Consider the following 17,699-nt stretch of genomic DNA (forward strand, 5'->3'; position numbering starts at 1 on the left):
ACGCCCACTTCAACTGCTAGAGTTCTCTTTTCTTGTTTAGACGACATTGAATTATGCTGTCGCAGTCACTTTTTCCTGTTCCACTGTTACCGGTTCAATCGCCGGTTTAGTTTTACGGATAAAGAACGCCATGATCAACGCAACCACGGTCATTCCCGTCGCAACGATGAATGCATAGTTTACGCCGTAAATCGTTGCATCTGCCGTAGCACGAACCATTGCCGCCTGATCATTCGGATTAACCTGACCCGCAGCCAATGTCTCTGCCAGATGCGTTTTGAGCTTGCTGCTCATGATGGTAACGAGAACGGCTGTACCAATTGCACCCGCGACCGTACGCAATGTGTTGGACATTGCTGTACCATGAGCATTCAGACGCTGAGGCAGTTGATTCAGACCTGCTGTCTGGATCGGCATCATCAGCATCGACATACCGAACATACGAGCCGTGTAAATAAACATCATGTAGCCGTACGTCGTATCAATTGCCAAACGACTCAGTCCCCAAGTTGTAATCGCCGTAATGGCAAGACCTGCAACCGAGAGCCAGCGAGCGCCCACTTTATCAAAGATACGACCTGTTATTGGAGACATGATCCCCATCAATATCGCACCAGGCATCATCAGAAGTCCTGATTCAATGGGTGAGAATCCACGAATGTTTTGCAGGAAAATAGGAAGCAGAATCATACCTGCAAACATCGCCATTGTCACGAGCATATTGATGATCGTCGTTAATGTATACATATTGTACTTGAAAATACGGAACTCAAGGAGCGGATGATCTGTCGTCAACTGACGAATAACGAACAGGATCAAGGATAACGCACCTACAACCAGGCAGCTAACAACAATGACACTGCCCCATCCATCTGTTCCCGCATCACTAAATCCGTAGAGCAAACTACCAAAACCAAGCGTGGATAAAATAACGCCTGGATAATCCAGTTTAGGCTTGGACTGGCGTGTTACATTTTTGACAAAAGCAATACCGATTGCCGTTGCAATAATAGAGAATGGCAAGATAATGTAGAACAATAATCTCCATGAATAATGCTCAACCACATAACCGGAAAGTGTAGGTCCAATTGCAGGAGCCAGAATCATTGCAATCCCCATCGTGCCCATTGCCTGACCACGTTTCTCGATCGGGAAGATAGTCAGAAATACAACGGTCATAAGAGGCATCAGAATACCTGCACCTGCCGCTTGAATGACACGACCTACCATCAGAATGGTAAAGGTCGGACTAAGACCACAGACTAACGTCCCTATGGTAAAGAGTGTCATAGCCGTAATAAAAATTTGACGTGTCGAAAATTTTGCAATCAGATATGCCGTAACCGGAATCAGTACACCGTTGACGAGCATATAACCCGTAGTCAACCATTGGGCTTTGTTCGCATTGATAGCGAGGTCTTCCATGATTTTAGGAAGAGCTACGTTCATCAGGGTTTGGTTCAGGAATGCTACAAAGGCACCAATTAACAATGCCGCTACAATTGGGCCTTTCTTGATGTTGTCCATCGCCGAAGATGGAGCTACAGCAGTAGTCGTACTCATATGTTGTTCATCTCTCTTCCTTCTAACTTTTCAATCATTTGACTATGGATTCTAAGCAGGTGCTCCAGATCTTCCTTCGATATATCCAGAATGGGTGATACTCTTTCCATCCATAAATGGTGCGTCTCCTGTTGTGCCTGTTCCCCTTTATCCGTAATTTGAAGCTTAACGGATCGGCGGTCAGCATCCGAACGTGTCCGAACGATATATTCCCCTTTGACCAGCCGCTCTACAACAGCGCTCATTGAACTACTGCCCATGTGGCATAATTCAGCCACTTCGTTGATACCGATGGAAGGACGCTCTCTCAGGATGGATAACACCATAAACTGGATCGAAGTCAGCTCGATCTCCTTGTTTTCATTCCAAAATGCTCGAAAAAGCATTTGATTCACTTGGCGGAACGAATTGATAATATAGAATACTTCATACGTATCAGTCATTGATTCACCCTTTTACTTTTGGAATATAATATTTCGTACACGAAATATCAGGGGAACAATTACTTATTATAACAAAAATATTTACATAGTCAACTCTTTACATATGAATTCACCAAAATAATATTAGGACATACTACATGGTTATATCTCAGCCCTGAATCAACTTACCCAGATACAGTGAGTAGCATATGTATTTTGTAAATAAAATAACCATAGGACTCCTGCACGAAACGAGCAGGCACACCTATGGCTATACAAAAGAATCAACATTTTATCATACCGAAGTGGATAATGCAGGCTCTTTGGTCTTGGGGGTTGTCATTTTGCCTAACAGATATACCAGCAGTTGTTGATTGTGCATTGAAATGTTACTGAGCACGGAATTCATGAATTCATTACGGATGGTGATCCCCCGCTCTGTCTCCATTCTTCCTTTGTCGGACAGAGATACCCATACAATGCGTCGATCCTGATTATCTCGATTCCTGCGAATCAGGTCGTTCTTCTCCATACGATCGAGCAGCATCGTTACAGCTGCTGGCGTAGTCGCCAGAAAAGGAATCAGATCCGAAGGTTTCATCTTCTGATGATCTTCAAGTACCTCCAGAACAGCCAGTTGAGCCTCCGTTAATGAGGGTGCCAGTTCCTGATCCATATGCAGTTTATAATCTTTGGTTAGTCTTGACCAGCACTTGGCAAAATCGGAATTATACATCTTTCATCGCTCCTCTCTGCAACCGGTTATCACTTCACCTGCTTAAGTTTTCGCTCTCCAAAGCCGCATTCCTGCTGCCTTTTTTCATTTTCCTAGCGATCGACCGTAATCGACGAAGGTTGTTAAACTTCGCATGGATGCGCTCTTCTAATCCGCCTTTGAACAACAAAAAAAGACTCCTCGCATGACAGGATTAGCTGTTCTGCGAAAAGTCTCGTTTGCTTATTTTTTATGAAGATGATGCTGGCTGATTCTCATTAAAGTCCCTCAGAAGTTCAACGATCTCATCCTGTTTGTCCACATGAACGAGCAGCTTACCAATTTGTTTGCGTTCGGTTATTGGAACACCTTCTGAAGATATCGGAACCACTTGACCTTCTTTGGTCATGACGGTGATATTACGTTTCTCTTTGCAATAAAACGCTCCAACCAAGCGGCTGCCATTCGGTTTCACACGTTTGCCTTCCTTGAACTCGAATGTGGCAAGCCCCTTGCCTCCACGACTCTGCACAGCGTAATCCAGGAGCAATGAACGTTTACCATATCCCAAATCGGACAACACAGCAACTTCACCTTCATCTCCTTCTACCCATAGGGCAGATACAACTTCGTCTGAATCTCTTAACTGAATACCACGAACACCACCGGATACACGTCCCATTGGATTGACTTCATCCTCTCGGAAACGAATCGCCATGGCTTCTTTCGTAATCAACATAATATCTTGTCCGCCTGTACTTAGATGTACAGATAAGACTTCATCGTCTTTTCCCACTTTGCACGCCGCAACTGCACCGGAACGCTTGGTAACGTAATCCTTCAATTCCGTTCGCTTCACCTGTCCTCTGCGTGTCACAAAGACCAGACTATGATTTGGCTCTTCGAAGGATTTCACAGCAAGCACACTTGCAATACGGTCATCTTTCGCGAGTGGAATGACGTTCACAATGGCTGTACCTGGATCTTTCCACTTGAACTCAGGCACCTGATGAACAGGTAACAGGAAATACTGACCTTTTCGAGTAAAGACAAGCAGATTCTCAAGCGTATTTACTTCCAGAACCTGAGCGATATAATCGCCGTCTTTTACCCCACTTCCGCTCCGTTCACCACCAGAACGTGTAAAGGACTGCATTCCTGTTCGTTTCACGTATCCCTCTTTGGATAATGTGACAAATACATCTTCGGCATTCACAAGTACTTCTAGATTTACCTTGAGTTCTTCCACTTCACCCTGGATCGTAGAACGACGGTCTATGCCGTATTTCTCACGAATCTCCATCAATTCTTTGCGGATGACTCCGATGAGCTTGCGGTCACTATCCAGAATGGATTGTAATTGAGCAATCTTTTTCATCAGTTCACCGAGTTCCTTCTCCAGAGAATTGATCTCCAGATTAGTCAAACGGTACAATTGCAAAGTAAGGATGGAATCCGCTTGGCGTTCCGTGAATCCAAACATCCACATCAGGTTATTTTGAGCATCCTGACGGTTCTTCGACGCTTTGATGGCCGCAATGACCTCATCGAGGATGTTAAGTGCTTTTACCAGGCCCTCGAGTACATGAGCACGGTCTTGCGCCTTCTCCAGCTCAAACCGGGTACGGAATGTCACAACTTCCCGCTGATGGGCAATGTAAGCCTCTAGGATCGATTTCAATCCTAATTGATGAGGTGCTTTATTCACGATCGCAACCATATTGAAATTATAGGTGACCTGCAGGTCGGTTTTCTTCAGCAAATAAGCCAAAATACCTTGTGCGTCCGCTTCTTTCTTCAGCTCAACCACAATTCGCAGACCTTCACGTCCGCTCTCATCACGCACTTCGGCGATACCTTCAACCTTTTTCTCAAGTCGAATGTTCTCCATCGCTGTAACCAGACGAGACTTCACGACCTGATAAGGGATCTCGGTAATGACGATCTGTTGTTTGCCACCGCGCATGTTTTCAATCTCGGTTTTGGACCGGATATAGATCCGTCCTTTACCTGTGCGATAGGCATCCAGAATACCGTCCCCACCCATGATCAATCCGCCTGTCGGAAAGTCAGGGCCCTTCATAAACATCATGATCTCATCCAACTCAATGGATGGTTTTTCCATTACAGCGATGGAAGCATCAATGACTTCACGCAGATTGTGTGTAGGAATCTCCGTTGCAAATCCCGAGGAAATTCCGCTGACACCATTAACCAGCAAGTTCGGATAACGGGATGGCAATACAACTGGTTCTTTGGCCGTATTATCAAAATTATCCTTAAACAGAACAGTCCGTTTCTCGATATCGCGAAGCATCTCCATCGCGATCGGCGACAAACGGGCCTCCGTATACCGCATCGCCGCTGCCGGGTCATCATCCTGAGATCCCCAGTTACCATGACCATCCACGAGCATATGGCCCATTTTCCATGGTTGTGCCATCCGCACCATGCCCTCATAGATGGAGGAGTCACCATGAGGATGATAATTACCCATTACGTCTCCAACGGTTTTGGCAGACTTGCGGTAAGTCTTGTCAGGCGTATTGCCTGAATCATACATGGCGTACAGAATACGCCGCTGTACAGGCTTCAACCCATCCCGAACATCCGGAATGGCTCGATCCTGAATAATATATTTGGAGTAGCGACCGAAACGGTCCCCAACGACCTCTTCCAGAAAGGCCGGCATAAATTGTTCTGATGGACTCATTCCAAGCACCTTCTATTCTTCGTACTCTGTAAAGTCGACGTTCTCTACAATCCAGCGTTTACGCGGATCAACCTTATCACCCATGAGCGTAGATACACGACGTTCTGCTTTTGCTGCATCAACGATCTGTACCTTCAGCATCGCACGTGTTTCCGGATTCATGGTTGTCTCCCACAATTGATCCGGGTTCATTTCACCAAGTCCTTTGTAACGTTGAAGCTCAACATTATTTCCGAATTCCTTCATATAATTAGCCAGTTCTTCATCCGTCCATGCATAGCGAACGCTCGCAAGCTTACCAGACTTACGAGTAAGTTTGTACAATGGCGGCTGAGCTATATATACTTTGCCTGCATCAATTAATGGCTTCATATAACGATAAAAGAAGGTTAACAACAGTACCTGAATATGTGCACCATCGGTATCGGCATCGGTCATAATGATAATTTTGGAATAATTGCTGTCTTCAACTGCAAATTCGGTTCCAATGCCCGCCCCGATCGCCGCTGTAATAGCACGGTATTCTTCATTTTTGAGAATATCGGCCAGCTTCGATTTTTCCGGATTGAGCGGTTTTCCCTTAAGGGGCAGAATAGCTTGAATCTTCGAGTCGCGTCCCTGTTTGGCAGAACCACCTGCGGAATCCCCTTCGACAATAAATAACTCATTTCGGGTAAAATCCTTCGATTGCGCCGGCGTCAGCTTGCCGTTCAGGTTAGAACTTTCACTGCGCTTTTTACCTGTACGCATATCATCGCGTGCTTTGCGAGCCGCTTCTCTGGCTCTGGAGGCTTGAACCGCTTTGCGAATTAACGTTTGCGCTACCTGCGGGTTTTCTTCCAGGAACCTTTGAATATTTTCGGACACGACCGAATCCACTGCACTTCGAGCGGAAGCGCTGCCGAGCTGATCCTTTGTCTGACCTACGAACTCAACCTCTGACATTTTGACACTGATAACGGCCATCATACCTTCACGCAAATCATTGCCTTCGAGGTTTTTATCTTTTTCCTTGATCATGCTGGTACGCCGTGCATAGTCATTCATAACACGGGTATACGCCGCCCTGAATCCGGTCTCATGAGTACCGCCACCCCGAGTAGGGATCGAGTTTACAAACGAAGCCAGCGTTTCTGTATAACCTGCGTTATACTGGATCGCCACTTCAACCTCAATGTCATCCTTCTCCGCATAGAAGTGAATGACATCATGCAATACATCTTTATTTTCGTTAAGAAAAGCAACAAACTGGCTTGCTCCGCCTTCATACATGTATTCATCCTGATTGCCCGAACGTTCGTCCTTGAGCACAATTCTCAGACCTGAGTTCAGAAAAGCAATCTCCTGAAGACGTTCTGCCAGTGTATCATAATTGAATTGAATACCGCTCTGGAACACCCGAATATCCGGTTTAAATGTAACTTTTGTACCTGTGCGATTGGTATTGCCCAACACTTCGAGACCTGACACTGATTCTCCGACATGTTCAATCCCTTTTTTGTCCTTCCAATACTCGAATCGTTGACGATGAATCTTGCCATCACGGAAAATCTCGACTTCAAGCCATTCGGACAGTGCGTTTGTAACTGACGCACCTACACCGTGCAAACCGCCGGATTTTTTGTATCCTGATCCACCAAACTTTCCGCCTGCGTGCAAAATCGTAAACACGACCTGGGGAGTAGGAATCCCTGTTTTATGTATACCTGTCGGAATTCCCCTTCCGTTATCCTGAACCGTAATAGAACCGTCCTTATGCAGCGTGATATCGATTTTGGAGCAGAATTTGGCGAGATGCTCGTCGACAGCGTTGTCCACAATCTCCCATACCAAATGATGTAGACCTGAAGTGCTGGTGCTGCCGATATACATCCCCGGCCGTTTCCGTACCGCTACCAACCCTTCAAGTACTTGAATGTCGTCCGCTTCGTAGCCTGAAGACCCTTGTCCTCCGCCTGTCGATCCTGCCGACATATCGATTTGCTCGACCATTCATGCTCCCCCTTCTTAACTTGCAACTAAAAAAATGCTTAAAATGCAAACAGATGTTTTCTTATCCTTGTCCATTTTAATTCAAGATATCCCGTTTCGTAAAGACAAGGAATGACACAATGAGTGAAGCAATCCCCCAAACACTAAGTACAATAAGGGAAAAACCCAAATTCATTCCCTCGATTGGTGGTAATCCGCCAGACAAATAATCCGGAAGTTCGAGGTTAACCATGAACAGATACTTCGCTGTCTGCCAGGATGCTGCCATACTGGTTAAGATCGTTCCTGCAATTAGTGCAGCCATCATAATGACGATACTTGCCGCAGTACTGCGAACGAGCACAGATACCATAAATGCAAGCATAGCCACGATTATACTCACAAACCAGATCAGTCCTGCCTGCATCAGCATATACAGCCACTGGTCTACAGCATGCACTGCCGACATATCGACATCTGTTCCCACAACCTTAAATCCTGTGAAGATGGGCATATTGAAACCTTTGTATCCAAAGACGGCACCAGATATGACATAACAGATAATGTAGGCTGATACCACTATAATGGATACAAACATAATCAGGGTGATTAATTTGCTCAGAAGCACTTTCCAGCGTCTAACCGGACGAGTTAGGAGCATTTTAATGGTTCCTGTCGTTCGTTCGCCAGACACAAGATCCGAGGCAATGGCCATGATCAACAGTGGAATGAACAATCCAACCGCGTTGTTCATGAACTCCCGCGTAAAGGTAACACCGCCCGGTTCTTTGGGATTGATATCATTTTCAAGATAATACTGCATCTGCTGTATATATACTGTTCTATACTTTTTATATTCTTCGGGTACCCGATCACTACCGAGCGAGTTTTGATTGTCTGTGATGGCCTGTTGCAGTTCAAGCCGCCAATCGCCACCAAACTTGTCCCGATTATTCTCCGCAGATTTCATCTGGGCATACGTAAACATCGGTACAAGGATCGCTAGTACAATAAAAATAATATAAAGGCGTTTTTTCTTGACCATCTTGATCGTTTCATTCCGAACCAGGGGCATGATGTTATTCAATGGATTCACCTTCTGTCATTTTTAAGAATAGTTGTTCGAGTGTAGGCTGAATCCGCTGTACCCCTTCAACCTGTAACCCCGCTTCAACCATCTGTTGCACCATATCAGAAATACGATCTTCATGCATCTCGGCAACAACAGCGTTTGGACCAAGGCCCGCAACAATGGTATCATCCATCACATCCGCAGGTCGACTTACCAGAGTAATGCCTGCATCCAACAACATTTTTTTGCCCTGCTCCAGAGGTGAAACATGCCATATAGCCAACTTGGAATGATCTTCAATCAGTTCGCTAACGCCTCCAACGGCAAGCACACGTCCAGCACTGATAATCGCTACTCTGTCACAGAGAAGCTGGATCTCACTTAACAAGTGACTGCTGACAAATACAGCCATACCTTCACTGGCAAGTTGCTTAATAAAGACACGAAGTTCTTTAATGCCTTTCGGATCAAGACCATTCGTCGGTTCATCCAGAATGAGCAGACGCGGACGCCCGAGCAATGCTTGCGCAATACCGAGCCGTTGACGCATACCGAGTGAGTATGTTCTGACTTTATCATGAATGCGTTGATCCAGACGTACAATATCCACAACTTCCTGAATCCGTTCGTTGTCCACACCTGGTTGCATGCGGGCAAAATGCTCCAGATTCTCCCACCCGGTCAGATATGTATATACCTCCGGATTCTCAACAATGGAACCTACATACTTCAAAGCACGCTCAGGATCCCGATTCACATCATAACCACAGACTTTAATTTTCCCTTCTGTCGGTTTGATCAGATCCACCAACATCCGAATCGTTGTTGTTTTCCCAGCACCGTTAGGTCCGAGAAATCCAAAGATTTCACCAGGTTTCACATCAAATGTAACATCCTTGATAATCCACTTGCGTCCGATCCTCTTCTTCAGATGCTGTACGGACAGGACGGAATCATACTGCTTCTCTGCCATTTAATTTCCGCTCCCTTCTGCAGGTGTATCCGCCTGGAATTCCTGTGAGATTCGAACTGCAATCTGCTCGTAACCTTGTCCGTTAGGATGAAAATGATCTGACGAGAGATACTCCCCCAGATGATTTTCAAATAAATCGAATGTAGGGACGAGTGTCATCTTGTCCTCATTGTTCAAAATAGCCAACGCAGCATCGTTCCATGCAGCAACAACTGCATTGCCTGGCTTCTCCAGTTCCTTTACATCGCCAAATGGATTGTACAACCCTATGTACGCAATCTGTGCATTGGGATTGATTTCTTTTACTTTCTTCAAAATCTCTTGGAGACGTTTCGACGTTTCCGGCAAAGCCGCTGCCAATTGTTCTGCTGTTGGCGGATCTTCCCCCTGCAAAACCTGCCCGCCCTGGAACAGATCATTCGCGCCGATGGAGATTAAAATAAAATTAGACTGTTGTAATACGTAACGCACACCTTGCTCATCCAGTTTTGTCAATAAAGCATCTGTTCTCAACCCGTTAACACCTAAATTATTGAGAACCTGGACGTCATATCCTTTATCTTTGAGCAGATTCCCTGCACGTCTCACGAAGCCAAGTCCTTTATCATCCCCCGTACCTCTTGCCAGGGAATCCCCGATGACGGCCATTCGTATTTTGCCATTCTCCACGACCGCTGGTTCCCCCACGTGATCCTCAGGTGGTGCAGTTGTCTCCTGTCCCGTAGTTAACACAGAATCTCCCTTGGGGAAAATCACATCTTTTATCGCGTATCCAAATCCAAATAATAACAACAAGGTTGCCAAAATGGATACTGTACTAACGGTTCTCCAGATCCAAGGTGCTGAATCAAGGCTTTTTTTCTTTTTCATCATCACATCTCCGCTCATGTACACCAATCCGGGTGCTTATAATTTATAATGACTTTACATTAAGGCGTGTCTGAAAATCCGCTTACTTCGGAGTTTTCAGACACGCCCTGATGATGCTATTCCTAAATAACATAAATGTTCTGTCGTTAATTTGCAAATTTTGGCGCTATATTCGTAGAATTCATTTTCCATATGTCATTTTACGGAAAAAAGGCTATACCATACACAGATTTCAACTGTGCAGGCATAACCTTTATGGATAACAAATCTACAATTACTTCATTAAATGTTTTATTTACCGATAAACTCTTGAGCCCAATATCCATTGTAGTATCCTACACCGATATGCGTAAAGTTTTTACTCAGGATATTGGCACGGTGGCCTTCACTATTCATCCAGGCTGTTACAACTTCCTGTGGTGTTTTTTGTCCTTTGGCAATGTTCTCGCCAGCATAGCTGTAAGTTACTCCGAATTGTTTCATCATATCAAACGGAGAACCATACGTTGGTGACTGGTGATCAAAATAGTTATTGTTGCTCATATCTTTTACTTTGGCTACAGCTACTTTGTCCAGAAGGGCATCAGAAGACAGTGCGCTCAGACCTGCTTTGGCACGCTCAGCATTGACCAGTTTAACAACTTGTGCAGAAAAGTCAGATTGCGTGCTTTCACTGCCTTTATTATTTGTATTGTTGCCAGTATTGCCCGTGTTCGAAGGATCTTTGGCTGGTGTAGTTGCCGGTTTTTCTTCTGGAGCTGGTTGTGCTGGTTTTGCCGGTTGCTCAGGCTTAGTTGTTGGCTCAGCAGGTTTTGTTGTCGGCTCAGCAGGTTTGGGAGTTTGATCAGGCTGCGTAGCAGGTTTCACTACAATTTGCCCCTCAGATACCGTGTATCCGTTTTGTTTAAGCCATTGCTCAATATATGCTTTCAGGCTGTCTGTACTCGTAATTTTGTACGTTGTGGTAGTCTTATATGATGAATCTGCAGCAGACGCGGAAGCAGGGAGCATTACCCCTACGGCCAATACGGCTGTCAGACTGCTCGTTACGACGGTTTTCATCCATTTCTTTTTCAAATTCATTCATCTCCTTAAGAATAGTTATTACAACTTTGTAATTAATACTCTAGCAGTATATCAATTCATACGGAGATTGTGTACCTATAAAATATGGAAAAGTAACTTTTTTGTCATTTTTAAAGTGTTTCAAACACGCCCTGTCACTTATTCTGCATGCCACTATCCCTGTTTACAAAACCATAAAAAAAAGACATTCAGACTAAAGATGCTAGTCGAATGCCACTTCACCATCTATTTATCATTCACGACACCAGAAGGTGCAGATCAGGATATAAGGAGAATTTTCATGTTATAGGAAAGACCTTTTTATACTATAGAAGAACCTTACTGAACCGATAACCTCTCTTCTGAAAACCAATGTGCTCATAAAAAGAGTATGTTGTTGAAGTCACTTCACGGTTCGCACCCGTGACAAACAGTTGTTTACCACCTTGCTGTCTGCCCCAATCTTCAGCACGAGCCATCAGACGACGGCCAATTCCACCACCACGATGTTCCTGGCCAACGATCAGAGAAGTAATTTGTGCGGCAGGTTCTGGATAGGCATGACTTTGCACACATTGCAAGCCAATCACACCAATAATTTGTTCATCCACTTCGGCAACAAGCATGCACGCGTTTGGATTGGTTTCCAAACATTCAATGCGCTCTTTCATGACATTGGCTGTTGTCGGATAGCTGACCTCTCGCATCAGTCCCGTTACCGCTTCAGCATCTCGCAGTTCACACTCTCGGATCATCAGTACAGGGGCCTCAACATTATTGGACATGATTTACCTCCACTTTCAGCATATTAGCGGCTTGCACCGCTGTTCTACGAGCTTCTTCCACATCTTGACCAGCACTTAGCGCTACAGCCATTCGGCGTCCTACTTTGGTCTCAGGTTTGCCAAATACACGAATCTGAGTACGAGGAAGAGCCAGTGCTTCTTCAATCCCGCCTATAGTAAAGTCAGATGTCTCATCATTAGCCTTCAGCGTTGCTGAAGCTCCCGGTGTCAACAGATGTACACCTGTAACCGGAAAACCAAGAATTGCACGTACATGCAGCGCAAACTCGGAACTGTCTTGCGTCACCATTGTTACCATGCCGGTGTCATGCGGACGAGGAGATACCTCGCTGAACACAACACCATCCGGAGTCAGGAACAATTCCACTCCAAACAGTCCATAACCGCCAAGTTCATCCGTAACAGATTTGGCAATATGACAAGCCTGCTCCCATTGTTCAGGAGTCATTGCATGAGGTTGCCAGGATTCGACATAATCCCCATCCTTCTGAATATGGCCAATCGGAGGACAGAAAACGGTGCCTGATACCGACCTAACGGTAAGTAATGTAATCTCACTGTCAAATTGCACAAAGCTCTCCACGATGACACGAACGGATTTGCCACGTGCTCCCGAAAGAGCAATGTTCCAGCAATCCTTCACGTCGCCCGGCGTATGGCATACACTCTGCCCTTTACCGGAAGAACTCATCAATGGTTTAATAACACAAGGTGTGCCAAGCTTACGTACGGCTTCCTGAAGTTGTTCCAGGTTATCCGCAAAAAGGTAATCAGCTGTCGGAAGTTCCAATTGTTCGGCTGCAAGCCGACGGATGCCTTCGCGATCCATCGTTAGACGTGCAGCTCGGGCAGTAGGTACTACACAAAATCCCTCTTCCTCAAGCTCCAGTAAAGCTTCTGTTGCAATAGCTTCAATCTCAGGTACGATGTAATGAGGCTTTTCTTTACGGATCAATTGCTTCAAAGCTTCAGCATCCAGCATGTCGATGCAGTAAGACCGGTGCGCGACCTGCATTGCAGGTGCGTTCTCATAACGATCAACAGCGATCGTCTCTACTCCCAGTCGTTGGGCCTCAATAACGACCTCTTTTCCCAATTCTCCACTGCCTAGTAGCAGCATTTTTTTGGCTTGAGCCGTAAAAGGAGCACCCCACATGTTCTTTCCAATCCTCCCAAAGAGAAATCTTCTATATCTGTCTCTCTATTTTCGGGGTTTTGGTTAAAGATTGCAAGAGTGTCCCCTATTTTTCTTGTGAATTTTACAAGATTTTTTGTGTTTTTTCGATCAAATTTTACAATTACCGTTCACAGATTCGATACTCCTTCCATTCCTCCCATAATTAAGGAAATGTTAAAAGAACAGATTTTAATACTCCAGCGGATCGAAATACACAAAAAAATCCCAAGTTTAAAACCTTGGGATTTTTCGATTTATTCTCTGAAGATTTCATTTAATCTTTGAACCACTCTTGGTGTTCCTCATAAGCCACTCCGGCTACTTCACCTGTCTTCAATGAATAAGATGCACTTATTATTGAAGGATCAGGCTAAAGAACGCCAGAGTGTTATAAGTTCATATGTGATCAGACACTTCACAGTCGTCCAAGGATATCATCACAAAAATCTGTATTGAGCTTCTATTAATCCATTATAAACGCCTTGTTTCTGGATAAGTTGCTCATGGTTACCCTCTTCTTTAATTTCTCCATGATCCAGGACGATAATGTTATCTGCGTTCCGGATTGTCGATAGACGGTGAGCAACCATAAAGGACGTTCTTCCCTGCAACAGCACCTTCAACGCTTCCTGGATTTTAAGCTCTGTTTCGGTGTCGATGCTGGCTGTAGCTTCATCCAGGATCAATATGCGTGGATCGGCAAGAAGCGCACGGGCAAAGGATAACAATTGCCGTTGTCCCATGGATAATACGTTTCCGCGTTCTTCTACTTCAGTATCATATCCACCAGGCAGCTTCATGATGAACTCATGTGCATTGACTGCTTTTGCCGCGTCTTCCACCTCTTCATTCGTTGCATCCAGTCTTCCAAATCGAATATTGTCACGGATTGTACCCGAGAAGATGAAGGTATCCTGTAATACAATACTGATCTGGCTGCGTAAACTCTCTACCGTTACATCCCGCACATCCTGTCCGTCAATGGTGAGACGTCCGCCGGATATATCGTAGAAACGGCTGATTAGATTGATGATCGTACTTTTACCTGAGCCCGTATGACCAACAAGTGCAATCGATTGTCCTGCAGCCGCCGAGAAGCTGATTCCTTTCAGCGCCTGTCTGCCCTTCTCGTATTCGAACACAACATTTTCGAATGCGATATCTCCTTTAATAGAAGGAAGCGGCTTGGCACCTGGTTTGTCTGCGATACTTGGCTTTTCATCCATGAATTCGAAGATGCGCTCCGATGACGCCATCGCAACCAGCAGCTGATTGTACATCTGTCCCAGACGGTTGATCGGGTCCCAGAAGTTGCCGACATAGTTGGCAAAAGCAACAAGTAATCCCACGGTCAACTGACCTTCCTGAATCAGGTAAGCACCAAACCAGAAGAGAATCAATGTACCGAAACCGCCGGTAATTTCAATCAGCGGTCCGAAGCCTTGGTTCATCGCTGATGCTCTATCCCATGACTTTTTGCTGGACAGGTTCATGTTGTCAAAATACTTCATGTTCTCTTTTTCCTGTGTATAAGCCTGAGTCACTCGAATCCCCTGAATAGATTCATTCAAATGGGAGTTAATACGGGAGTTCTTCATGCGCACATCCTGCCAGGCACGACGGATCAGCACCCGCAGTTTGGTAGAGATGATAAACATGATCGGCACCGTAATGATCACGGCAAGACCCAGTTTCCAGTTAATCAACAGCAAGATCACAATGATCCCGAGCAGCTGCACGCAGTCGATCATGACGTTAACTGCACCGTTGGTGAACAGATCTTGAAGAGAGTTAATATCATTCGTCACACGCACCAGTACGGAACCTGCCGGTCTTTTGTCAAAAAAGTTAAAGGACAGCTTCTGGATATGCTTGAACAGATCCGAGCGAAGATCATAGATAACGCGCTGTCCAATAATGTTCGTCAGTTTGATCCGGTACGTATTGGCTGCCCATTGAATGAGATACAACACGAATATGGAGCCTGCAATAAGATAAAGCATAGTCATACTCGGCAACCCCGTTGCCGGTGCGATGGCCCGGTCAATCGCCAGACTGATCAGAAACGGTACGGACAATTTCGTGATGGTACCCAAAATCATCATTAGAATAACGAGTGGTAACAATTGTTTCGCATAAGGTTTCATGTATGCAAATAAACGTCCGAATTCTTTCCAGTTAAACGGCTTTTCAATAATTTCATCGTCCTGATAAACAAATCGTTCATTCAGTTTCTTCTCAGAGGCCACTTTGGCCTCGCGCCTGTCTGCTATCGTTTCGGCACTCATGAATTCACCTGCTCCCCAGCCTCCCGCTTACCGCGGGCAATATAATCTGCATATTGAATTTTATAAACATCCTGATATGGTCCAGGCACCTCAATGAGTTCGGTATGTTTGCCACGTTGTACCACGCGACCTTCATCGAGTACCAGAATCTCATCTGCATGTCGTAGTGAAGATATCCGGTGTGCAATAATAAATGTAGTTCTGCCGCGCATGACTTCCTGGAAACCGGATTGAATCTCATGTTCCGTCTCCATGTCCACGGCACTGGTTGCATCATCAAGTACCAGAATTTTTGGATTTTTCAGCAAAGCCCTTGCGATCGCAATCCGCTGTTTCTGTCCTCCCGATAATCCCATACCACGTTCACCAACCACCGTGTCATATCCGTCTGGGAACTCCATAATGAATTCATGTGCCTTGGCCAGCTTGGCTGCACGGATAATTTCATCCATGGTGACGTTCTTAAGTCCGTATGATATGTTATTGCGAATGCTGGATGAGAACAGGAATGTTTCCTGGAATACAGAAGCGATCTGACTCCGCAAACTGCGGATACCTATATCTTTGATGTTTTTTCCATCGAGCTTGATCGTTCCCGAGTTCACGTTGTATGCACGCATCAGGAGCTGAATAATGGTCGATTTACCTGACCCTGTTCCCCCGAGGAAACCGATTACAGAACCGGGTGCAGCATCAAAATTAATATCGGTTACCGCTGGCATTTTGTTGCCGTAGGCAAAGGTAACGGATTCAAATGTCACATGGCCGTTCACTTGGTCTGCCTCCACAATGACCGGATCTTGCGTTTCTTCCACATCCACTGGCGTATTGAGCAGTTCGAGCACCCGTTCACCTGAAGCCTTGGATTGCGTATAGTTGTTGATATGGAACCCAAGGTTCCACATTGGACCGATTATGTACCAGATCAAACTGAAAAAGGCAACGAGTTCACCGAGTGTCAGCGTCTTCTGTATAACCATTTTTCCACCGATTACCAGCAACAGAACGATACTCACCGAAGCTAGAATCTCCATGATTGGAAAATAGCGACTCCACAATGTTGCGGCATGGATCTGATTCGTCTTGTAACGCTCATTGCGTATAGAGAATTTCTCCACTTCATAAGGCTCACGTGCAAAGGATTTTACCGTACGTACTCCAGTGATATTCTCCTGTACCGCTGTCGTCAGTGAACTGAGCGCCAGCCGCATCTCCTGAAATGCAGGGTGAATTTTGGATTCGAATCTCAGCGCAACGAAGGCAAGTAATGGGATGCATATGAGCGTGAACAGCGTAAGCTGCCAACTCATGGTCATCATCATGATTGCGCCGAATACGACCATCAAAACCATGTTAAGAATCTGGGCGAAACCAAATCCGATAAAGTTACGGATGGCTTCCAAATCTCCCGTGAGGCGGGACATCAGATCACCTGTCTTGGCCGTATCATAATAACGGAAGGATAAAAATTGAAGCTTTTCGTAACATGCGTTACGGAGTCTGTACGCCAGGAAGTTACCCAAGCGTCCTCCAAAAAAGCCATGTAAAAACTGCATTCCCGCTTTCAAAATAACTACACCTAACACAGTCAAGGCAATTATGGGAACGTCTTCAAAAGTGCGCGGAACAATAATATCATCAATCAGTATCCTCAGCATGTACGGATACACCAACCCAAGCGCGGTCGCTAAGGCGAGGAAAAAGATTGATACAAATAAATACGTTCGCTTTTCCCAAAAAAAGGTTTGCAGTTGCCTAAGAACATCCATGTTTCTCCTCCTCTTATGTCGTTCAAAAATACTATGAACATTTATGAAGTTTATCACCGTACCCCATTCGCGGCAAAGCGAATAACAGACCATATTCTGCCTGCTTTCAGCTTATTGACGCATTAACGAAGGTAAATGCCCACCTTTCAATCAAATGTTTGAATATTCTCTTTATTTCAGGTTGTTCGTACAAAAAAAAGGCTCCCTATATGCCTTTTCGGCAGGAGCCTTTTTGGGTTGGTTTACGCAACATTTTCAATATGTTGCTGTATCCATCATTTTGTTTTACAAAGAC

Annotated in this window: 13 protein-coding genes; all 13 read right to left on the reverse strand. The window is 45.2% G+C overall.

The window, feature by feature from the left end; all coding sequences use genetic code 11:
• Window positions 1-51 precede the first annotated feature (51 nt).
• On the reverse strand, window positions 52-1,563 hold the full coding sequence (locus M1D71_RS17625; RefSeq protein WP_458123026.1) for a DHA2 family efflux MFS transporter permease subunit: 1,512 nt from the start codon (window positions 1,561-1,563) through the stop codon (window positions 52-54).
• The gene (locus M1D71_RS17630; RefSeq protein ID WP_036613308.1) at window positions 1,560-2,006 is read right to left on the reverse strand and encodes a MarR family winged helix-turn-helix transcriptional regulator; all 447 of its coding nucleotides are present in this window, start codon (window positions 2,004-2,006) and stop codon (window positions 1,560-1,562) included. Before M1D71_RS17630 ends, M1D71_RS17625 begins: the two co-directional genes overlap by 4 nt.
• A 274-nt stretch (window positions 2,007-2,280) precedes the next feature.
• A complete protein-coding gene (locus tag M1D71_RS17635) occupies window positions 2,281-2,721 on the reverse strand; it encodes a MarR family winged helix-turn-helix transcriptional regulator (RefSeq protein ID WP_062835119.1) in 441 nt (146 codons plus the stop codon).
• A gap of 229 nt (window positions 2,722-2,950) precedes the next feature.
• Window positions 2,951-5,413 (reverse strand): DNA gyrase subunit A, encoded by a 2,463-nt coding sequence (gene gyrA, locus M1D71_RS17640; protein ID WP_458123027.1) that lies wholly within the window; start codon window positions 5,411-5,413, stop codon window positions 2,951-2,953.
• A gap of 12 nt (window positions 5,414-5,425) precedes the next feature.
• Window positions 5,426-7,405, reverse strand: coding sequence for a DNA topoisomerase IV subunit B (gene parE, locus M1D71_RS17645; RefSeq protein ID WP_458123028.1), 1,980 nt, complete (start codon window positions 7,403-7,405; stop codon window positions 5,426-5,428).
• A gap of 76 nt (window positions 7,406-7,481) precedes the next feature.
• Window positions 7,482-8,471, reverse strand: coding sequence for an ABC transporter permease (locus M1D71_RS17650; protein WP_458123029.1), 990 nt, complete (start codon window positions 8,469-8,471; stop codon window positions 7,482-7,484).
• Window positions 8,464-9,429 carry an ABC transporter ATP-binding protein gene (locus M1D71_RS17655; RefSeq protein ID WP_458123030.1) on the reverse strand — a complete coding sequence of 322 codons (966 nt, stop codon included), beginning with the start codon at window positions 9,427-9,429 and terminating at the stop codon, window positions 8,464-8,466. Before M1D71_RS17655 ends, M1D71_RS17650 begins: the two co-directional genes overlap by 8 nt.
• On the reverse strand, window positions 9,430-10,299 hold the full coding sequence (locus tag M1D71_RS17660) for a GDSL-type esterase/lipase family protein (RefSeq protein ID WP_458123031.1): 870 nt from the start codon (window positions 10,297-10,299) through the stop codon (window positions 9,430-9,432).
• Between the two features lie 291 nt (window positions 10,300-10,590).
• The gene (locus M1D71_RS17665) at window positions 10,591-11,376 is read right to left on the reverse strand and encodes a CAP domain-containing protein (protein ID WP_458123032.1); all 786 of its coding nucleotides are present in this window, start codon (window positions 11,374-11,376) and stop codon (window positions 10,591-10,593) included.
• Between the two features lie 314 nt (window positions 11,377-11,690).
• Window positions 11,691-12,149: a GNAT family N-acetyltransferase gene (locus M1D71_RS17670; protein WP_253438357.1), complete on the reverse strand. Its 459-nt coding sequence runs from the start codon at window positions 12,147-12,149 to the stop codon at window positions 11,691-11,693.
• Window positions 12,139-13,326: a formate-dependent phosphoribosylglycinamide formyltransferase gene (gene purT / locus M1D71_RS17675; protein ID WP_458123033.1), complete on the reverse strand. Its 1,188-nt coding sequence runs from the start codon at window positions 13,324-13,326 to the stop codon at window positions 12,139-12,141. The genes M1D71_RS17670 and purT overlap by 11 nt, the downstream gene beginning before the upstream one ends.
• Window positions 13,327-13,784: 458 nt before the next feature.
• Complete coding sequence (locus M1D71_RS17680; protein ID WP_036613270.1) at window positions 13,785-15,635, reverse strand: ABC transporter ATP-binding protein; 1,851 nt, start codon at window positions 15,633-15,635, stop codon at window positions 13,785-13,787.
• On the reverse strand, window positions 15,632-17,404 hold the full coding sequence (locus M1D71_RS17685) for an ABC transporter ATP-binding protein (RefSeq protein ID WP_458123034.1): 1,773 nt from the start codon (window positions 17,402-17,404) through the stop codon (window positions 15,632-15,634). The genes M1D71_RS17680 and M1D71_RS17685 overlap by 4 nt, the downstream gene beginning before the upstream one ends.
• Window positions 17,405-17,699: the final 295 nt, after the last annotated feature.

It is taken from the genome of Paenibacillus sp. Z3-2 (assembly GCF_054161325.1).